At 62.4% G+C, this 19,279-nt stretch carries 15 protein-coding genes; 4 read left to right on the forward strand and 11 right to left on the reverse strand.

Features of this window, described 5'->3' with window-relative positions; all coding sequences use genetic code 11:
* Position 1: 1 nt before the first annotated feature.
* The 3 genes from GC125_RS03600 to GC125_RS03610 are packed head-to-tail and all read left to right on the forward strand — an operon-like array spanning position 2 to position 3,041.
* Positions 2-985: a Bug family tripartite tricarboxylate transporter substrate binding protein gene (locus GC125_RS03600; RefSeq protein ID WP_286165351.1), complete on the forward strand. Its 984-nt coding sequence runs from the start codon at positions 2-4 to the stop codon at positions 983-985.
* Between the two features lie 28 nt (positions 986-1,013).
* The gene (locus GC125_RS03605; protein ID WP_151984081.1) at positions 1,014-1,532 is read left to right on the forward strand and encodes a tripartite tricarboxylate transporter TctB family protein; all 519 of its coding nucleotides are present in this window, start codon (positions 1,014-1,016) and stop codon (positions 1,530-1,532) included.
* A 24-nt stretch (positions 1,533-1,556) separates the two neighbouring features.
* Positions 1,557-3,041 (forward strand): tripartite tricarboxylate transporter permease, encoded by a 1,485-nt coding sequence (locus GC125_RS03610; protein WP_151984082.1) that lies wholly within the window; start codon positions 1,557-1,559, stop codon positions 3,039-3,041.
* A 64-nt stretch (positions 3,042-3,105) separates the two neighbouring features.
* Here the strand turns inward: GC125_RS03610 and GC125_RS03615 are convergent, their stop codons facing one another.
* The 10 genes from GC125_RS03615 to GC125_RS03660 all read right to left on the reverse strand — a co-directional run bounded on the left by GC125_RS03615 (position 3,106) and on the right by GC125_RS03660 (position 18,455).
* The gene (locus tag GC125_RS03615) at positions 3,106-4,905 is read right to left on the reverse strand and encodes an NAD(P)/FAD-dependent oxidoreductase (RefSeq protein WP_151984083.1); all 1,800 of its coding nucleotides are present in this window, start codon (positions 4,903-4,905) and stop codon (positions 3,106-3,108) included.
* Positions 4,906-5,161: 256 nt separating this feature from the next.
* Positions 5,162-6,781 carry a GMC family oxidoreductase gene (locus GC125_RS03620; RefSeq protein ID WP_502706033.1) on the reverse strand — a complete coding sequence of 540 codons (1,620 nt, stop codon included), beginning with the start codon at positions 6,779-6,781 and terminating at the stop codon, positions 5,162-5,164.
* Positions 6,782-6,810: 29 nt separating this feature from the next.
* Positions 6,811-8,028, reverse strand: a complete 1,218-nt coding sequence (locus GC125_RS03625; protein ID WP_151984085.1) for an acyl-CoA dehydrogenase family protein — start codon at positions 8,026-8,028, stop codon at positions 6,811-6,813.
* 110 nt (positions 8,029-8,138) lie between these two features.
* Positions 8,139-9,665 (reverse strand): 2,3-bisphosphoglycerate-independent phosphoglycerate mutase, encoded by a 1,527-nt coding sequence (gene gpmI / locus GC125_RS03630; protein WP_199864426.1) that lies wholly within the window; start codon positions 9,663-9,665, stop codon positions 8,139-8,141.
* A gap of 240 nt (positions 9,666-9,905) precedes the next feature.
* Positions 9,906-10,649, reverse strand: a complete 744-nt coding sequence (locus GC125_RS03635; RefSeq protein ID WP_199864427.1) for a Crp/Fnr family transcriptional regulator — start codon at positions 10,647-10,649, stop codon at positions 9,906-9,908.
* A gap of 25 nt (positions 10,650-10,674) precedes the next feature.
* Positions 10,675-11,898: a glycoside hydrolase family 18 protein gene (locus tag GC125_RS03640; protein ID WP_151984087.1), complete on the reverse strand. Its 1,224-nt coding sequence runs from the start codon at positions 11,896-11,898 to the stop codon at positions 10,675-10,677.
* 2 nt (positions 11,899-11,900) lie between these two features.
* Positions 11,901-13,262, reverse strand: coding sequence for a polysaccharide biosynthesis/export family protein (locus tag GC125_RS03645; RefSeq protein ID WP_151984088.1), 1,362 nt, complete (start codon positions 13,260-13,262; stop codon positions 11,901-11,903).
* Positions 13,263-13,298: 36 nt separating this feature from the next.
* Positions 13,299-16,706, reverse strand: a complete 3,408-nt coding sequence (locus GC125_RS03650; protein ID WP_151984089.1) for a polysaccharide deacetylase family protein — start codon at positions 16,704-16,706, stop codon at positions 13,299-13,301.
* A gap of 234 nt (positions 16,707-16,940) precedes the next feature.
* Positions 16,941-17,609 carry a response regulator transcription factor gene (locus GC125_RS03655; protein WP_151984090.1) on the reverse strand — a complete coding sequence of 223 codons (669 nt, stop codon included), beginning with the start codon at positions 17,607-17,609 and terminating at the stop codon, positions 16,941-16,943.
* 261 nt (positions 17,610-17,870) lie between these two features.
* Positions 17,871-18,455, reverse strand: a complete 585-nt coding sequence (locus tag GC125_RS03660; protein WP_151987510.1) for a sigma-70 family RNA polymerase sigma factor — start codon at positions 18,453-18,455, stop codon at positions 17,871-17,873.
* Positions 18,456-18,726: 271 nt separating this feature from the next.
* On the opposite strand from GC125_RS03660, the gene GC125_RS03665 reads away from it, so the two are divergent.
* Entirely contained in the window at positions 18,727-19,047 is a 321-nt protein-coding gene (locus GC125_RS03665) for a BON domain-containing protein (RefSeq protein ID WP_151984091.1), read from the forward strand.
* A gap of 28 nt (positions 19,048-19,075) precedes the next feature.
* On the opposite strand, the gene GC125_RS03670 is transcribed toward GC125_RS03665, so the two are convergent.
* Complete coding sequence (locus tag GC125_RS03670) at positions 19,076-19,279, reverse strand: hypothetical protein (RefSeq protein WP_151984092.1); 204 nt, start codon at positions 19,277-19,279, stop codon at positions 19,076-19,078.

A 19,279-nucleotide genomic window follows, 5' to 3' on the forward strand; every position in this document is an offset into this window, starting at 1 on the left:
AATGAGCTTTTTCAAACTCAGTGCTTCACTGGCGCTGTGCGCCACGCTTGCCGGCACCCCGGCCGCTTTCGCGCAAGAGGAGATGCGCGCGCCGGAAGGCCCGATCGAATTCACCGTCGGCGCCGGTGCGGGCGGATCGCCCGACATCATCATGCGCACCATCGCCCAGATCATGAACGAGGAAGGGATCGTCGAGAACCCGATCGTCATTCAGAACCGGTCCGGCGGCGGCCACTCCAATGCCTACAATCACGTGCTCGGTCTGCCGGGCAACGAGACGACGCTGCTGACCTTGGCTTCACCGGTCTTCACCACGCCGATCGTCCAGGGCACCGATTCCGTCATCGATCAGATCACGCCGATCGCCGGCTTCGTGCAGTCGGAACTCGTGCTGCTCACCACGCCTGACAGCCCCTACAACTCGCTGCAGGATTTTGTCGCGGCTGCAACGGAACAGCCGGGTCGCGTCCGCATCGCCGGTGGCGCCTCGGGCGGCAACGACCATGTCGCGACGGGATTGATCGAAAAGGCGGCCGGGATCACGCTCACCTATATTCCCCACGAAAGCGGCTCTGCCGCACGGGCGACATTCCTCGGCGGTAACGTCGAAGGCCATTTCGCAACGCTTGCGGAAGGTCTCGAGGCGATCAATGCCGGCCAAGCAAAGGCGCTTGCGATCCTGTCGGCGGAACGCCGGACGGAAGAGGGCTATGCCGACGTGCCGACCGCAACGGAGCAGGGCGTGGACGTCGTCTACACCCAGTTCTGGGGTGTCGGCGGACCGCCGGATCTCGATCCTGCCGTTGCTGCCTGGTGGGCCGACAAGTTCGAGCAGGCAACGCAGTCGGCACGCTGGCAGGAAAGCCTCACGGCAAACATGCAACTCGGCGAATTCTACGGGCTCGAGGAAGCTGGCGACTACTTCGCGCGCGAACAGGAAACGTTCCGTACGGTCCTGACGCAGGTCGGTCTGGCTGCACAATAATGTGCTCGGCACTCAGTGAGGGCATCCGATGACCCAACCACTCGCCCCTCTGGCGGCTCCTCCGGAAACGGAGGTGCCTGCCGCGCCCGTGTACCGGGTGACGGCACTCGACTATGTGCCGGCAGTGGCGATGATCGCTCTGTCGATCGCGATCTTCGTTGGAACGGCGGGTCTCAAATACTGGGACAATGTCACGCCTGGCGCGCGCTTTCTGCCGATCTGGCTTTCCGGCGCAGGCATGCTGCTCGGAATTCTGCTGTTCGTCTCGCTGAGGCGCGGCGGTGACGGTGGCGTTCTCGATCTGCCCGATCGCGTGGGTTTGCGGCGGGCTGTGATGGCGCTTGCTTCGATGGCGATTTTCGTCGTCCTCGCCCCCATGCTCGGCATGGTCCCCGTGGCCGGGCTGTTCATGCTGTTCATGCTGCTCGGCGTGCTTGGCCAGCGCCTCGTTCCGAGCCTTGTCACGACGGCCATCGTCGTCTTCGGACTGAAATTCATTTTCGCTTACGGGCTTTCGGTTCCGCTTCCGGCACCGCTCGGCTTCTGACGCGACCATTTGGCGGAATAAGCCATGTTCGACCTTTTGCTTCAGGGATTTGCAGTGGCTTTCCAGCCGTCAAATCTTGCCTTCATTTTCGTCGGCGTGCTTCTCGGCCAGATCATCGGCGCTCTACCGGGCGTCGGGCCGGCTGCCGGCATGGCGCTTCTTCTGCCGCTCACCTTCGGGCTCGAGCCGGTAACGGCCATCATGATGCTCGCCGGCATCATGTATGGCGGACAATACGGCGGTACGCTCACCTCCGTGCTCATCAACGTGCCCGGCGAGGCTTCCGGTGTCATGACCGCGGTCGACGGTCACCAGATGGCCCGCAACGGCCGTGGCGGTGCTGCGCTCAGCATCGCGGCCATCGGCTCGTTCATCGCCGGCATCGGCGCCGTCTGCGCGGTCGCTTTCATCACTCCGGCGCTTTCGGGTTTCGCGCTTCGGTTCAACGCCCCGGAATACTTTCTTCTCGCCGCACTCGGCATCATCGCAACAGCTAGTCTTGGTGCAACGCCGATCCGGTCGCTGATGGCCGGCGTGCTCGGCCTGATGATCGCGCTTGTTGGAACGGATCCGCTTGCCGGTACGCCGCGACTTACCTTCGGCCAGCCGGCGCTCTATGAGGGAATCGACTTCATTCCCGTCGCCATCGGCGTTTTCGGCATCGCAGAAGTGCTGGCGTCGCTGGAGCGGGCGCATGACATGCATCCGATCCGCACACGGCTCAAGGATATGTGGCTGACATCGGCGGAGTGGACGGCAAGCCGCATGGCGATCGTTCGCGGTGGCTTCATCGGTCTTTTCGTCGGCATCATGCCGGGCGCCGGCGCCTCGATCGCGTCGCTTCTCGCCTATCTCACCGAGCGGCGGTTCAGCCGCAACCCGGAAATGTTCGGCAAGGGTGCGATCGATGGCGTTGCCGCGGCAGAGGCGGCCAACAACTCCGCGTCGCACGGTGCGATGATCCCGATGCTGTCGCTTGCCATTCCAGGCAATGCGAGTACCGCAGTGCTGCTCGCGGCACTCATCCTGCATGGCGTGCGGCCGGGACCCATGCTCATGACGCAGGAAGCGACGCTCGTCTGGGGCCTGATCGCGAGCATGTTCATCGGCAATGTCATGCTGCTGGTCATGAACCTGCCGATGGCGCCGCTTTTCGCTTCGCTGCTGCGCATCCCCTATGTCTATCTCGCCCCGGGTATCCTGGTGATCTCGCTCGTCGGTGCCTATGCCGCGACGCTCGATTTCGGCACGGTCTGGATGTGCATCTTCTTCGGCCTGCTCGGCTGGCTGATGATGAAGTTCGATATCCCGCGGCCGCCGCTGGTTCTTGCGCTGGTGCTCGCGCCGCTTTTGGAAACGTCGCTGCGGCAGTCCCTGCTGCTCTCCTTCGGCAGCCCGATGATCTTCATCGAGCGTCCGATCTCGGCGGTGCTTCTGGTGGTGGTTGCCTTCGCGCTCATACTGCCGGTCTGGAGCGCGGTGAAGCGCAGGCGTGCGCGCATCGCCTGATAACGGCGATCGTGAAACAAAAAACGGGGGCCACTGGCCCCCGTTTCCGTTCTGAGCTTTCCGATCAGCCCTTGTGGTGGCTTTCCTGCAGCCCGTAGACCGGGGTCGGGATGCCTTCCATCCGCGCCTTCAACTGCAGCGACAGGAACTGCGAATAGTGGCGCGACTGGTGGAGATTGCCGCCGTGGAACCAGAGCGCTTCCTGTTGCGTCGGCTTCCACATGTTGCGCTGCTCGCCTTCCCACGGTCCCGGATCCTTCGGCGTGCCCGAGCCGAGGCCCCAGCACTTGCCCACCTTGTCGGCCGTTTCCTGATCGATGAGGTCTGCGACCCAGCCGTTCATCGAGCCGTAGCCGGTGGCATAGACGATCACGTCAGCCGGGATTTCCTTGCCGTTGTCGAGCTTCACACCATTCTCGGTGATCTCCTCCACCTGGCCGGCGACGAGCTTGATCTTGCCGTCGATGATCAGCTGCGAGGCACCGATGTCGATGTAATAGCCCGAGCCGCGGCGTAGATATTTCATGAACAGACCTGAATCGTCGGCGCCGAAATCGAGCCGGAAGCCGGCTTTCTCGAGGTCCTCGTAGAACTTCGCATCGACCTCGCGGATCTTGTCGTAAACCGGCTTCTGGAACTCGTGCAGGATCGCATAGGGGAGCGAGGCGAAGATGAGGTCGGCCTTTGCCGTCGTCATGCCGCCCTGGACCGCGCGCTCGGAATAGAGATCGCCGAGGCCGATTTCCATCAGGCTGTCGGATTTCACGATATGGGTGGTCGAGCGCTGGATCATGGTCACGTCGACGCCGGCTTCGTAGAGCGCGGCGCAGATGTCGTGGGCGGAATTGTTGGAGCCGATGACGGCCACCTTCTTGCCCTTATAGCCATCCGGTCCCGGGTGCTGGGAGGAGTGGTGCTGCTCGCCCTTGAAGCGGTCGCGGCCCTTGAAGTTCGGAATGTTGGCCTTGCCGGACATGCCTGTCGCGAAGACGAGCTGCTTCGGCTTCAGCGTGATTTCCTTGCCGTCGCGTTCCACGACGACGGTCCATTCCTTGGTGTTTTCGTCGTACTCCGCGGATTTGGCGGTGGTGCTGGTCCAGTAGTTCAGCTCCATCACCTTGGCGTACATTTCCAGCCAATCGCCTATCTTGTCCTTGGGCGAGAAGACCGGCCAGTTCTTCGGAAAATCGAGATAGGGAAGGTGGTCGTACCAGACCGGGTCGTGCAGGCAGAGCGACTTGTAGCGCTTGCGCCAGCTGTCGCCGGCACGTTCGTTCTTCTCGACGATGATCGTCGGAACGCCGAGCTGGCGCAGCCGGGCACCGAGCGCGATGCCGCCCTGGCCGCCGCCGATGATGACGACATAGGGCTGCTTCTCGTAACCGAGCGTGCGCAGTTCCTCTTCGCGCTCCTCGATCCAGTTCTTCGTGCCGACATCCTGGCCATGCTTGGCGCCGAGCGGGCGGGTGAAACCGGATTTCTCCTCATAGCCCTTGAGCTCGACCATCGTCGTCAGCAGCGTCCAGATCTGGCCGTTTTTCACCCGGATAAGGCCGTAGCCGCGGGCAACGGCCGTCTCGAAGGAAATCCAGCTTTCCATCAGGCCGTCGTTTTCGGTGGCGTCCTCGCCTTCGGCGACTTTCCAGTTCGTCGGCTTCACCTCGTCAAGGCGCGCTTGCAGCATGTCCTTGACCTGGGCGCGACCTTCCATGGTCTTGATGTTCCAGGTGAAGGCCACGAGATCGCGCCAGTAACACTGGTCTGCAAACATGCCGACCGCTTCGTCGATCTGCCCGCCTTCGAGCGCGTTTCCGAACGTGTCCAGAAAAGCCTGCATGCGCGTGCTGGGTGTCTTGTCGAGCATTTCTCTCTCCCTCTGCTCTCAAGTTGATCGGACGGCTCCTCCGCCGCCCGGCATTATCCGGCCGTCAAGAATAGGTGCGCCGCCAACGGTTCCGCAGTCTGGGTGGATAACCACCGGGTCGCTGGAACCGCGTTCAAACTTCTCGATATGCAACGATGCCGACGCTCGGGCCTCTTCTCCTGATGGGGATGCTGGCACGGCATCGCGCGAGGGACAAGAACACTAACGGACAGTTGATTTGGGCCGGCGGCTCGCTTCAGCGGCGATCCTCGATGATCATGGCAGCGCCCTTTTCGGCGATCATGATCGTTGGCGAGTTGGTGTTGCCGGAGGTGATCGTCGGCATGATGGAAGCGTCGACGATGCGTAGGCGATCGATCCCGCGTACCCGCAGGCGTTCGTCCACGACGGCCTGGGGGTCGTCCGCCAAGCCCATGCGGGCGGTGCCGACGGGGTGGAAGATCGTCGTGCCGAGATCGCCCGCTGCCACGAGCATGTCTTCCTCGGACTCGATATGCGCGCCCGGCTTGTGCTCCTCGGGCCGATAGGGCGCCATGGCCGGTTGGCCGACGATGCGGCGCGCCCATTTGAGCGAGTCCACCGCAACGCGGCGATCTTCTTCAGTGGAGAGATAGTTGGGACGGATATCGGGCGCGTCCGAAGCTTCCGGACCGGAGATATGGATGGAGCCGCGGCTCGAGGGTCGCAGATTGCAGACGCTTGCCGTGAATGCATCGAAGGGATGCAGGCCTTCGCCCCAGACATCCAGCGACAGCGGCTGGAAATGGAATTCGAGATTGGCCGTCTCGTATTCGGGACTCGATCGCACGAAAGCGCCCATCTGCGACGGCGCCATGGTGAGCGGCCCGCGGCGGCGCAGTGCATAGTCCACACCCATCAGAGCGCGGCGGAAGAGCCGTGCATAATCGCCGTTCAAGGTGCGGATGCCTGTCACCTTGTAGACGGGACGGATCTGCAGATGGTCCTGCAGATTGGCGCCGACGCCCGGCAGATCGGCAATCGGCTCGATCCCGTGCGCACTGAGCACCGCGCCCGAGCCAATGCCTGACCGTTCCAGGATGCCGGGAGAAGCGACGGCGCCGGCGGAAACAATGATCTCGCCGGTCGCGCGGGCGATCACCCGGCGTCCGTTCTGGATATAGGAGATCGTCGTGGCGCGGCCGTTCTCGATGCCGACCTTCTCAACCAGAGCGCCGGTTTCGACGATCAGATTCTGGCGTTTGAGCGCGGGGCGCAGGAAGCCGCGAGAAGCACTCCAGCGGCGGCCGCGCTTCTGGTTGACCTGGAAGTAGGACGAGCCGGAATTGTCGCCTGAATTGAAGTCGTCGATCTTGGCGATGCCCGCCTGTTCGGCGGCGTCGCGCAGACGGTCGAGGATCGGCCAGCTGATGCGGGGTTTTTCCACGCGCCATTCGCCGCCCTGCGCATGGAAGCGGTTCGGCGGTGCCTCGTGGTCTTCGTGCTTCATGAAATGGGGCAGCACGTCGTCCCAGCCCCAGCCGGTAAGGCCCATCTGACGCCAGCCATCGTAGTCACGCGCCTGGCCGCGCATGTAGATCATCGCGTTGATGGCGGAGGAGCCGCCGAGCACCTTGCCGCGTGGATAGGCCAGCGTGCGTCCGTTCAGCCCAGGCTCGGCCGCAGTCTTGAACAGCCAGTCGGCACGCGGATTGCCGATGGCGAAGAGGTAGCCGACGGGGATGTGAAACCAGATCCAGTTGTCACGGCCGCCGCCTTCGAGCAGCAGCACGCGGTTGCGCGGATCGGCCGAAAGCCTGTTCGCGAGAACGCAGCCGGCCGAGCCCGCGCCGGCGATGATGTAGTCGAACTGGCCGTCGTACTGCGTTTCCTCCACGCGGTTCTCCTCCCTCGTTTCTGCGGCGCTTAAGACGTTTGCGCCTGTTCGTCCGGCCATTGCCAGAAGGTGCGCTCTTCTTTCTCCAGGAAGCGGCTCAGCACCATCTTGTGGACTTCGTCCGCACCATCGACCAGCCGGGCCTGGCGGGCGTATCGGTAGATCCATTCCAGAACGGTGTCCTTGGAATAGCCACGCGCCCCGTTGATCTGGATCGCGACATCGGCCGCGTCATGCAGAAGATTGGCGACGTGCACCTTCGCCATGGAAACCTCCTTGCGGGCATAGCTGCCTTGGTCGAGTTCCCACGCGGCCTTCATCACGAGAAGGCGTCCGATCTCGATGCGCATGGCGAGATCGCCCAACATCATCTGCACGCTTTCGCGCTTTGCCAGAAGTTCGCCGAAAGCGTGACGTTCGGAGGCATAGGCCCGGGCGATTTCCACGCAGCGCTTGGAGAGACCGAGCCAGCGCATGCAATGGGTGAGGCGTGCGGGTCCAAGCCGGATCTGCGTGACCTTCAGGCCGTCCCCTTCGCCCATGAGGACGTCTTCGACCGGCACTTCCAAGCCGTCGAACACCAGCTCGCAATGTCCGCCATGTTCCTCTGGTCCCATGATTTCGATGCGGCGCTCGATCGACCAGCCGGGTTGATCCTTGTGGAACATGAAGGCTGTCAGGCCACGGCGTTCATCGTCGGAGGTGCGTGCCATCAGGATGAAGTGGCTCGCCTCGGCTGCCCCGGTGATGTACCATTTGCGGCCTGAAATGACGTAACGGTCGCCCTTCTTCTCCGCTTTCGTCAGCATCATCGATGGGTCCGAACCGCTTCCGGGCGCAGGCTCCGTCATGGCAAATGCGGAGCGCACCTTTCCGTCGACGATCGGAGCAAGCCAGCGCTTCTTCTGCTCAGGCGTCGCGACAGCTTCGAGCACCATCATGTTGCCGTCGTCGGGAGCCGCCGAATTGAAGATGACAGGCCCGAAGATCGACCGGTTCATCTCCTCGTAGCAGACCGCCATGCCGACCTTGCCGAGACCTCGGCCGCCGGTTTCCTGCTTCAACTGCAGGCACCAGAGGCCCTCCGAGCGGGCTTGGGCGCGAAGTTCATCTGCCAGATCGATGCGGATGTTCTCATGCGCATCGTAGGAGGACCGGTCCGCCTCCAACGGCAGGATGCGGTCTTCGACGAAACGGGCGATGCGATCGCGGTGGTCGGCGATCTCGCGTGGCAGATGAAAGTCCATGAATGCTCCTCCAGTCGGACGGGTGCTCCCACACCCGACCTCGATGTTCTGGATAGCGATCTATGGCGCAGGCTCCAACCCCGGCTTTTGGCGAGGACAGAGGCTTTTAATCAAGCCTCGGGCGTGATCAGCGAGCGGCCCGTCATGGCGGCAGGCTGCGCAATGCCAGCCATGGCAAGGAGTGTCGGTGCTACATCGGCGAGGATCCCGCTGCGGATGGTGCAATGGCCGGGCATGCGCACGATGACGGGCACCGGGTTCAGCGTGTGGGCCGTGTGCGGCTGACCCGTGATGGCGTCGATCATCTCTTCGCAATTGCCGTGATCGGCGATGACGAGAAGTTGGCCGCCCGTGCGGTCGAGTGCTGCACAGACGCGGCCGATCGCGTGGTCGACGGTTTCGACGGCCTTCACGGCAGCATCGATGATGCCGGTATGGCCCACCATGTCGGGGTTGGCGTAGTTGACGACGATCAGGTCGAACTTGCGGCTGTCGATCGCAGCGACCAGCGCGTCGGTCAGTTCATGTGCCGACATCTCTGGCTGCAGATCGTAGGTCGCGACGGCCGGCGATGCGACGAGGATACGGTCTTCGCCTTCGAATGGTGTTTCGAGACCGCCATTCAGGAAATAGGTGACGTGCGGGTATTTCTCGGTTTCGGCCATGTGCAACTGCTGCAGGCCAGCCCTCGAAACCGTTTCGGCCAATCCGTCATTCAGCGTCTGCGGTGCAAAGAGCGGCGCAACCAACGGATCGAGCTCGCTGCCGTAGGACACCATGCCGATGGTGGACGAAAACGCGATCGGACGTTTGCGCTCGAAACCGTTGAAATCCGGATCGGTCAGTGCGCTCAGGATCTGGCGCGCACGGTCGGCGCGGAAGTTGAAGAAGATGAGCCCGTCCCCATCGCACATGCCGGCATAATCGCCGATGACGGTGGGCAGGATGAATTCGTCCGTCAGGGCCCTGGCCGTTGCCGTTTCGATGGCGTCGCGGGCAGAAACCGCGTGCTCGCCCTCGGCTTCGACCATGGCGCCATAGGCTTTTCCGACGCGGTCCCAACGGCGGTCGCGGTCCATGGCGTAGTACCGGCCGCTGACGGTCGCTATCCGGGCGCCGGCGGGAAGCTCGGCCTCGAATGTCGCGAGGAATTCGCGCGCCGACGCCGGCGCGGTGTCGCGGCCATCGGTGAAGGCGTGGATCAGAACCTCGATTCCGGTGTCCGTCAGGATGCGCGCCAGGGCGACCGCATGATCCATGTGGGCGTGGACGCCGCCATCGGAAACGAGACCTGCGAGATGGCACCGACCGCCTGCGTTCAGGATCTTCTGCACGATACCGCTTTCGGCAACGCTTCGAGCAAGCTCGCCATTGGAAATCGCGGTGTCGATGCGGGGCAGGGTCTGCATCACGATGCGGCCAGCGCCGATATTGAGGTGGCCAACTTCGGAATTGCCCATCTGGCCTTCCGGGAGACCGACGGCCGGACCGAACGTCGTTAGCGTCGCATGGGGGCAGGTGGCGCGCAGCCGGTCGAAATTCGGCGTGCTGGCCAGCGCGACGGCATTGCCGGTCGTCTCGGCGCGCTCGCCCCAGCCGTCGAGGATCATGAGAAGGGTGGGCTTCGCGCGCTGCATGATCGGCATCCTCTGGTCCAGGTCGTCCATCCGCTTCATGCGAGATGAGACGGCATGAAGCGCTGATGCCGCCCCGCGCAGCAGATGTCAAACGCTAGCGCGTGCGCTGGTCGGCAGGCCGAAAGGAAAGTGACGGCCAGCCGGAAAGGTGTCGAGCCGCGCTTTCGTCGGCCAATTGGTCGACCCAAACCACTACGCGCGCCCAAGCTAGGCGGTGGCTCAATCGTGATGACCCGTCCTTCAATCGGAATCCGGGCCAAGGCCGGCGCGGCGTTTCAGCTGTTCGGGCTCGAGGATGATGACGTTGTGCGGACCGGCGGCGTCGATGACGCGATCGGACCTTAACCGCTTCAATCCCCGGCACACCGTTTCGACGGTCAGGCCGAGATGATCCGCGATATCGACGCGCGACATGTCGAGCCGGACCCTGCTGCCGCGGCTTGTCGGACCGATCAGCCGCCCCGCAAGCCTCACCAGGAAATAGCTGATGCTCTCGTCCGCATCCTTGTGGAGATGCATCAGCGTTTCCGTCTGAATATCCCAAGGCTCCCGATCGACGGCGCCTTTCACGGCTTCGAACTGGTTGGCCGGCAGATGCGAAAGCTCGACGCGGTGGACCCGGCGCAACCGGCACTCCTGGAGCGCCTCGGCCGTCAGCAGCCGCGTGCCGTCGTGAGAAAGGCTGAACACGTCGTTGCTGACGATGAAGCTGGCGATCATGCGCTTGCCGTTGGGCTGGATGTGGGACAGCGCAATGAGACCGCTTTCCAGAAGATGGATGTCGCTGCCTGGGTCGCCTTCCACGAACAACGCACGTCCGGCCGCCAATGTCTCCGGCCGATGCGCGGAAAAGGCGCTTATAAGCGGGCTCGCCGGAACCTGCTGCAGGAGCGCCGATCGGTTCGGTGGATCCGGTTCATAACCGAGCCCGACCGTATTTGGCGGTCTGGCCGCCCTTTTCATGTGCCTGAGATGGATCTGCACGGGTCTGTCCTCGATATATTTGAGATCAATGGGTTCCGTTGAGCGCCTTGCCGACCGCATCGAGCAGGGCGCCGTCATCCGATCCGAGCTCCCAAAGGATCACGCCGGCATGGCCCTGTCGGCGGGCGAACTCGGTCTTTGCGGCGACGGAGCGGGCGTTGTCGTAGGATATCCAGACGCCGTCGGCGGCGTTGTAGAGGTAGGGCACCTCGGCTTGCTCGTTCCAGAAGGCTTCGAAGCCCTTGTCGAGCGGTCGAGCGGCGACGAGGTCCCTGTATGGGATGCCCTCACCGCTCCACGCTTCCGTGCCGTCAGGATCGCCGGGCAGGAGCAAGCCGTCGCCTGACCCCGAGACTTGCGAGAACGCTCGGCCATAGAACGGAATTCCGACCGCAAGCTTGGAAGCGGCAACCCCGGCTTCCTGCCAGGCTGCCATGCTGGCCGTGATGTTCGCGGCGGGCTCCGGGTCGTCGGCGATCGGTGCCAACGGTGCGTTGAAATTCGTGACCGTCGCGCCTGCATGGTAGTCGTAGGTCATCACGTTGATGCGGTCGACGTGAGCCGCGAGGTCGTCCGGATAGGTCGATGCGATCATGCCGGGCGATGCTGCGACGGCAACGGTCAATTCCAACGTGCTTCCATTGGTGAAGCCATCCATCGCGTCGCGGATGCTGGCGAGAAGCAGCGACAGGTTTTCGCGATCGGCCGGCGTTCCATCCTGGAGGCCGCCGGCGACGGGGTACTCCCAGTCGATGTCGACGCCGTCGAACAGGCCGGGATAGGGACGAAAGAACACGTCCATGATGGATTGCGCGAAGCGAGCCCTGCCGTCCGCGGTTGCGGCTAGACTGCTGAAGGGAGCCGATCCCGTCCAACCGCCGAAAGCCACGAGAATTTTCAGATGGGGATGAGCCTGTTTCAAGGCATAAAGGCGCTGGAAGGTGCCCGTTTCAGGGATGCCGAAATCTGGAGAGCCAAGCGACGATGGCTCACCGTCGCATTCGCCGACCTCCGAGCAGGGATCGGCCAGCGCCGCTTCGCCATCGTCGTCGATGGCTCCGAATGCGTAGATGATGTGCGTCAGTTGGTTGGCGGCAAGGTGGTTGATCAGGTCGGGTCGGTCGGCAGCGCTCCACCACGACAGATAGCCGGCCACGGTGAAGTCTTGAGCGCGGGCAACGGCAGCCGGAGCCGTCGCGAGCAGCAAGCCCGCGACCACTACGGTGAAGAGATGCTGCTGCCGCGCCATCGTCACAGCCCTGCCGTCTGGCGCTCATCCTTGGCGCTGATGATGTTGAGCATGTCTCCCGGATGCATCTCGGTGAAGCTGTGAGCCTGTATATGCTGGAGGCCGTCCGGCGTGCGCCGCACGATCTCCATACGCATATGGCCGCCTTCCTCTTCCATTGCCGTCGGGTCGAGCGTCGCTACACGCGCGAGCACCTGGGCAAGGCTCGACCGCGTCGCTTCTTCCTGCGCGACGGCTGCGCGCAGTGTCTGCAACTCGCGCTCGACGGCGATCTGCTGCTCGATTTCGCCGTCCCGTTCCTGAAGGCGGACTTCAGTGATGTTGCGCTCGATCCGCGTCATCGCCGCACGCAACTCGTTCCAGGCCGCGCGAGCGTTCGACAGTTCGCTGCGTGCGACATGCACATTCTGGTCGGTGGTTGCTCCCCGCCGACGCAGATCGTTCATCACCGCGACGCGCTCGATCTTTTCCATCATGGTCTCTTCCGAATCCGCGACGCTTTGCTCGACCAGCGCGCGCTCGGCGATGAGTGAGGTCAGGATCGTTTCGCGCGCAACGCGACGGGCCTCGACGCCCTTGCGTTCAAGGTCCCTCAACGCTGTGGCTTCCGCCTGCAAATCCTCCGCGGCGCGCGGGCCGGCTACACTGAGCAACTGCTCGACGAGCCTCGAACTGTTGCGGTGGGTCTCATCTGCCAGGACAGAAGCGCGGGCCAAAACGCCCTTGAGCCGCGATTCGGCTTGGCGAACACGTTCCCGTTCGCGCACCAGATCGAGCTGGCGCCACTGATCGCCGTCAATTCGATCACTCGCGCCGGCAAGCGCAAGCGCGTGCATCACCGTCATGCCTGGAACGTAGGGGAAATGCCCCGGCTGCGGGATTGCCCCCGCCACGTAGACCGGCTCGCGCGCGGTGAGCTGAATCGCGACGGCGACATCTCCGTTGAACAGTTCCTTGAAACGGTTCTTCAGCGCATCTTCCAGTTGCGGGCTCGTCAGCATCGCGGTCTGGGTCGGGCCGATCAACGGCAGGAAGATGAAGCCGTCCTGCTGGATGACGTATTCGCCGGTGAGCTCCGAGCGCTCGACCAACGAGGAGAGAACGCTGTCTTCGGCGCCGCCCAAATCCTCGCCGAAGCGTTCGAAGAAGGTGATGCGAAGCGTGTCTCCGATCACGAAAGCCGTGCGTGCTTCCACTGCAGACGGGGTAAGCGCCGCATGTTCGACAACGGGACGCAGCTTGAGATCCTCGGCGGAGATTGCGCCCGACGGCGCGAGCGTAAGAGATGCAAGGGCGGCGCCCGCGATGATCCAGGCAACCGCCCGGGCACTCGGCGAAGCTCGATCTGATTTGAGAGAATGCATGGTTTCATTCCTTGTTTCGCAATGGCCGTGAGGCGTTCAGGCTAAAGGCTGCATGACGCGACCAGTGCGCACCAATTTGCCCCAGCCGACGAAGGTGCCCTTGAGGGCTGCAAGCAGCGCTCGAATGGCGGTGACGTAAAGAAGCTGGCGGTAGGTGATGCGCTGCAGCAGCACCAGGAAGACGGTATCGATCGTGACGCGCCCGCCGCCGAGACGCACGCCGATGGAGGCGGCGATCAGGTCGAGCGTCTGGAACCCGACCCAGAAGGCGGCAAGCAGTTGCAATGTCGGCAGGTCGACGGGATCTGCCGAGAGCATCAGCGAGGCGGCCGTCGCGGCGAGCAGCAGGAGAAGGGCCGCGTCCATGATCGGCGCGATGAGCGTGAACAGAAACTGGAGGATGATGTTGGGCAGGGTGACAAGCGATATGCCGCTCGGCCGCGCCGCCATCGCGCCCTTGTGCTTCCAGGCGATCTGCAATGTTCCGAACAGCCAGCGAAAACGCTGTTTCAGGAAAGGACGCAGTGTTTCGGGCGCTTCGGTCAGGGCGACCGCGTCGAGCGCATTGACGATCTTCCAACCCTTGCGCTGAAGAGCGATTGTGAGATCACCGTCCTCGGCCAGAGTGTCGGTGGAATAGCCGCCGACCTCGATGAGTGCCGTGCGACGCCAGGCGCCGATCGCGCCAGGCACGACGCCGATCGCGTCGAAAAGCTCGAAGGCGGAGCGCTCCAGCCCCTGGCCGATCAGATATTCGAGCGCCTGGAAACGGGTCAGGAGGTTGACCGTGTTGCCGACCACGACTTTGCCGGCCACTGCGCCGATGCGGTCATCGGTGAACGGGCGGATGAGATGTTCGACAGCATCGGGCAGGAGCACCGTGTCTCCATCGATGGCGACGAGCACGTCTTCGTGGGACATGGCAATGCCATAGTTGAGGGCTGCGGCCTTTCCACCGTTTTCCTTTCGGAAGACACGCACACGTGAATTGTTGCGGAAGGTCTCGCGCACGACGTCGCTCGTGCGGTCACTGGAGCCGTCGTCGATCACGGTGATGGTCAGGCGATCGCCGAGCGTTGAAGCCAGCAGTCCTGCAACTGTCTTGGCAATGACCTTTTCCTCGTTGAAGGCGGGAACGAGCACTGCGACGCTGCCGCGGAAGATTGGCCGCGAGGCTTGGCGTTGCCTGCGGCGGCGCTGGGCGAATGCCGCCGCGATGATGAACGCCAGACGGGCGGTCCCGATGACGGCGGCCAGGATGGCAATGAAAGAGAGAACGCCACCGAACCGCGCGCCCATGGCCATTCCCGCCGCCCGGATATTGCTGCCCGTACGACTGGCGAGCGTTTCGGGCGCATAGGGTTGGACCAACGCCTCCTGAGATACGCCGACGAGCTCGTGTGTGGACACGAACCGGTAGCCTTCCGCCGACAACGTATCGATAATCTTGGGCAGCGCCTCGATGGTTCCGCGTCGATCGCCGCCGGAATCATGCAGCAGCACGACCTGGCCGTTGCCGTCTCTCACGTCGTCGATCACGCGCTGGGCGAGCTGGTCGCCGGTCCAGACGAAATAGTCGAAGGCATCGATATCGAGGCCGCCGAACAGATATCCAAGCCGCGTCGCCTCGCCATAAAGAGCCGGAACACCTTCCAGATAGTCGTAGCCGGTCATCGCATAGGGCGGGCGAAAGAGCACCGAGCGCACGCCCAGCTCGGATTCGAACGCGCGTTGCGTCGCTGTCAGCTCCGCAGCGATCCGCTCGGCGCTGCTTTGAAACAGATTGGGATGCAGGAAGGAGTGGTTGCCGACATCGTGGCCCTCTGCGAGCGCGCGCCGCGCGATCCCGGGATCGTTCATCACCTTGCTGCCGATCATGTAGAAGGTGGCGCGTGCACCGCGTTCCTTCAGGATGTCCAGAATCTGCGGCGTGAAGACCGCATCGGGTCCATCATCGAAGGTCAGGGCAATGGATTTCGGATCGGCCGGGAACCAGGCAGCGAATTCCGTCTGGCGGGGAACCTCAGGCATGGTTTCGCCGACGATCAACCCAAGGCTTTCATTGAAGCTGAGGCTGCGGCTGCCGGCCGATCCCGGAGCTGCCGAAAGAAGTGCGCCCTTGGCCTGCTCGAATGCGCCATAGCCTGCTTCCGTCGTCGTCAGCTCGGCACGCGTCTGGTCATCCGGGATCAAGCCTTTGGCAAGGAAACGCCACACGCCCGGATCTTCCAATCCGAGCCGCCAGATCGCGATCCCGGCGGGGGCGGTGGCGAGAGCGACACTCGCCTGATTGAAAACGGTCGCGGCATCCAGCATCCAGACGGACCGGGCCGTGCCCACGGCGTCCGCATAATCGAAGGTCGCGTTGAGCGAGCCCGGATCCAGGCGCAGCTCGGCGCCGCTCGCTGCCATGCGATCCCACGCCATTTGTACCGACATCAGCTCGCTGGTGCCGTGGGCTTTCCAATCATAGGCAAAGGAGCCGATCGAAAGGATCAACTTCTCGCTCGGCACGACACGGGTCACGGTCGCCAGGTAATCCTCGAACCATCCCTGGCTCGCCGTCGGTCCGGAGCGATGGCGCTCGCCGGTGTTGTCGTGCGCCTGGACAAGAACATAATCGGTAGCCGACGAGACGCTGGCGATCTCGGCTGTCGAGGCGCCTACCGGCGCGATGTAGATGATTTTTCGGTCAGACGACTTCAGCGTTTGGCGGAGCGCCGCCAGAAAGAGCCTGGTGTCACGGTGACCGGCAGGCGAGGCCTCGGAAAAGTCGATCGCAATGCCCGCCGCGCCGAGCGTGTCCAACTGGACATCGATCCGTTCCACCAGTTCCTGCCGTGTCGCGGGCGAAGCTAGGAAGCGCAGCATGTCGCTGGTGGATGCCTCCGCTTTCAGCATCGGATAGAGCGCGAGATCCGGCGCGTTCTGCTTGATCCAGGGCAGCGTCGGGCTTTCCACCAGAGTGTTGACGATTTCCGGTCGTGTACCCTCGGCCCGCAGGCTCAACCATTCGGGAATGATGCCGTCGAGGCTGTCGGCATTGCGCATCAGCGAAATGAAGGCGCCGGTGTCCTCTTCCGCCATGAAAGCAAGGCGCATGGATTGGCGGGCGGCTTCGCCGACGTGGCGGTTGCGGGTCGCGACAAGTGCCGGCTCGTGTCGGTTTTGGGCGTGCTTGCCGGGTGCGCGGGCCGTCAGTGCGGGATGGGAGCCGACCAGTTGGCGCAGGATGGGTGCATTGACGATGCCGTAAGCGACGACCGCCAGGCCCGTGCACAGGACGAAGATCAGAATGAGCGCGATGACGTTGGCAAACAAAGCCCGACGCCCGGTGCCATCGAAAAATATATGGCTGGCGCGGTGATTGTTCTCTACCGGTCCGGACGGCTCGTCCCCGGCGGACACGGCATCACGTGCTTGACCTTCGCTTCCATCTGCCATGTTCCCAGCCCTCTAGGCGTACGCCTGCGATCAAACCTGCGGCTGCGCGGTCAGCTCTAACGACCCAGCAATGAAGTGTTGAGACCAATGTATTTTAGCGCGAATTTTATTTATTGATTTTCGTCAGTGTTTCACAATTAATTTACAATTAAAAAATTCGAAGATGTCTTTAAATGCGAGAACGCAAACTATAATATAATAATATATTTGGAAAGTTAGCGTTGATACTACGTATCAATACGTATGTGATACGCTGCGCTGATGATCTGGCCGGGGCAAATGCGCGACGAAATCGTTTTCAACGATCATTGCGAGGCGGACGAGTTCGGCGACGCTGCGTGCGTTCATCTTGGCCATGACGTTGGCCCGATGAACCTCCACGGTTCGCGGGCTGATCCGCAATTCATGGGCGATCGACTTGTTCGGGAGGCCGCCGACAACGCCGCGCATGACATTGGCCTCACGGGGCGTGAGCCGAGACATGCGCGCCCGGACATCACTGGCTTCGCCATGCTCGCCGGTGTTGATGCTGCATTTCGTATCAGTTGCGACGCGAACGGCATTGACCAGCGTATCAGGTTCGAACGGCATCTGAAGGAAATCCGCTGCACCAGCTTTCATCGCGGCGACAGCCGTTGGAATGTCGCCTTCCTTGGCGACGAAGACCACGGGGAGGTGCGTGCCATTGGTTCTGAGTTCGTGCAGGCACTGTGTCTCCGAGGGAGAGCGGGGTTCTCTCCCAACGACGATGCAGCCGGGAGAGATGCTTCCAGGCAGCGCTAGAAAATCGTTGAGGCTGCCATGGAAACGAACGGCGAAGCCCGCGAGTGCCAGCATGAAGCTGATGGAATGGCGCACCCCGTCATCCGGGTGGATCACGTGTATGACGATTTCTTGACCCATGGACGTGCCTCGGAACAAGCGAAAGAGGCTTGGGGTGTGTTGGAGCAGGCAAGCCTAAGATCGCGTGTTGCTAATGCAAATCACCTGCACCTTATTAAATCTTAGCACCATCGCTTACGTCCGGCGCCGGACGAAGGTCGGGTCCATTGACCAGACCATGCGATCAAACTGTCCCTTTGTCCTAAGCACCTAAGTCCGCATGGGATGCCAGGACCCGACGTTCACCATCAGCTAAGCAACGCCGCGGATGTCGCGGAAGCATCAGGCCGGCAGGAGTTGTTCCCGATCTCCCGCGTTGACCATGGCTTGGGCGGACACTTCACCTGAAAGCTCGATCAGATGAAGACGTGCGCGGTTCAGGCGGCTTTTAATCGTTCCGATGGCGCATCCACAGATCTGAGCGGCGTCGATATAGCTGATGCCCAGCATCGAAATCAGAATAAGCACTTCTCGCTGCTCATAGGGGAGCTTGCGGATGGCCTGGGCGATCTCGTGGCCGCGCATGGTCCATTCCTGGGTGGGGCTCATGACCGGTTTACCCGAAGCACAGTCGGCAGCCGCCGGGCTTTCACGCGCGTAAATCCTCGCCTTTGTATAAAAGGTGTTCCGCATAATGGTGAAAAGCCAGGATTTGAGGCTCGTGCCGGGCGTGAACTGGTGAATGTTCGCAATCCCCTTCAGCAGGGTTTCCTGCACCAAATCGTCGGCATCGTTGGGATTAGGGCAGAAGGTGCGGGCGAAGGCGCGCAGTGGGGCGATCATCGCAACGATCTGGCGATCGGTATCTTGTTCACGTGGCAGGCGAATGGGTTCGCTGGTCCCCTTTGTCGAAATATTCGGAATCATATTCATGTCCCTTTACTCCACAGTCTTGTCTGCCCCAGCATGGCCACTCAACGGATGGTGATTACCCTCGTTCCACAATAATAAATCTCCAGAAGATCTTTCTTTTTACTAGGGATTAACATGGGTTATTGACCCATCCCCGTCGGTCGGGAATGGACGATCACGTGATCTGTTCAGGCCCGGTGTGCGTTCGCCGGCGGTGCTCTATTTCGTGCGGCGATGAACATTCATCGGGTACAGCGCGTTGGGCTCCATTGACGGAGCACAGTCCATGGCGCGCAAGACACCTTCCAACCTTCGGTCCGGCCCTCATCCCCATGCGGACACGCCTCGCGAGGAGGCGTCGGAGCCTGCCGAGGCTCTGCCCTCCTATTCGGATGCCGAACTGGAACGGAGCCTGAGCGGTCTGATCGGCGAAGACGCGGCGATGGATGGATCGAATGTTTCCATCCACATTGCGGATGGTGTCGCGCATCTCTCGGGAGAGGTGCTGACCGAAGGGGAAGTTCAGCGGGCCGCAGAGATCGCCGCGAGCCTGCCCGGCATCACTGCCGTTCAGAACGAGCTGGTCGTCAAGCGCGGATCGCAATAGAGGCAGACGCTCGCCTCTTCGACCTGTATCAGCTCGGCCGGGTTCCGAATTCCAGCGCAATCCCGCCGATCGTCGCTTCGTCGATGATCATCTGTTCGATCTTCGTTACATCGAGATGAAATCTGTGCGCTAGGGTGGCAACCAGATCGTTGACATGTACGGGCGCGTTGTCGATCCGAGCATCGTTCATTGCACGCGCGATTTCCGCGCCGATCATTTCGTTGTCGTTCAT

Origin of the sequence: Rhizobium sp. EC-SD404, from assembly GCF_902498825.1 — a bacterium.
Taxonomy (GTDB): domain Bacteria; phylum Pseudomonadota; class Alphaproteobacteria; order Rhizobiales; family Rhizobiaceae; genus Georhizobium.

What these genes read in the sequence shown, in the direction of transcription:
- GC125_RS03665 (WP_151984091.1), top strand. Translation starts at nt 18,727, where the DNA reads ATGGCGCGCAAGACACCTTCCAACCTTCGGTCCGGCCCTCATCCCCAT.
- GC125_RS03670 (WP_151984092.1), bottom strand. Translation starts at nt 19,279, where the DNA reads ATGAACGACAACGAAATGATCGGCGCGGAAATCGCGCGTGCAATGAAC.
- GC125_RS03625 (WP_151984085.1), bottom strand. Translation starts at nt 8,028, where the DNA reads ATGGACTTTCATCTGCCACGCGAGATCGCCGACCACCGCGATCGCATC.
- GC125_RS03610 (WP_151984082.1), top strand. Translation starts at nt 1,557, where the DNA reads ATGTTCGACCTTTTGCTTCAGGGATTTGCAGTGGCTTTCCAGCCGTCA.
- gpmI (WP_199864426.1), bottom strand. Translation starts at nt 9,665, where the DNA reads ATGCAGCGCGCGAAGCCCACCCTTCTCATGATCCTCGACGGCTGGGGC.
- GC125_RS03660 (WP_151987510.1), bottom strand. Translation starts at nt 18,455, where the DNA reads ATGATTCCGAATATTTCGACAAAGGGGACCAGCGAACCCATTCGCCTG.
- GC125_RS03645 (WP_151984088.1), bottom strand. Translation starts at nt 13,262, where the DNA reads ATGCATTCTCTCAAATCAGATCGAGCTTCGCCGAGTGCCCGGGCGGTT.
- GC125_RS03600 (WP_286165351.1), top strand. Translation starts at nt 2, where the DNA reads ATGAGCTTTTTCAAACTCAGTGCTTCACTGGCGCTGTGCGCCACGCTT.
- GC125_RS03605 (WP_151984081.1), top strand. Translation starts at nt 1,014, where the DNA reads ATGACCCAACCACTCGCCCCTCTGGCGGCTCCTCCGGAAACGGAGGTG.
- GC125_RS03615 (WP_151984083.1), bottom strand. Translation starts at nt 4,905, where the DNA reads ATGCTCGACAAGACACCCAGCACGCGCATGCAGGCTTTTCTGGACACG.
- GC125_RS03655 (WP_151984090.1), bottom strand. Translation starts at nt 17,609, where the DNA reads ATGGGTCAAGAAATCGTCATACACGTGATCCACCCGGATGACGGGGTG.
- GC125_RS03640 (WP_151984087.1), bottom strand. Translation starts at nt 11,898, where the DNA reads ATGGCGCGGCAGCAGCATCTCTTCACCGTAGTGGTCGCGGGCTTGCTG.
- GC125_RS03650 (WP_151984089.1), bottom strand. Translation starts at nt 16,706, where the DNA reads ATGGCAGATGGAAGCGAAGGTCAAGCACGTGATGCCGTGTCCGCCGGG.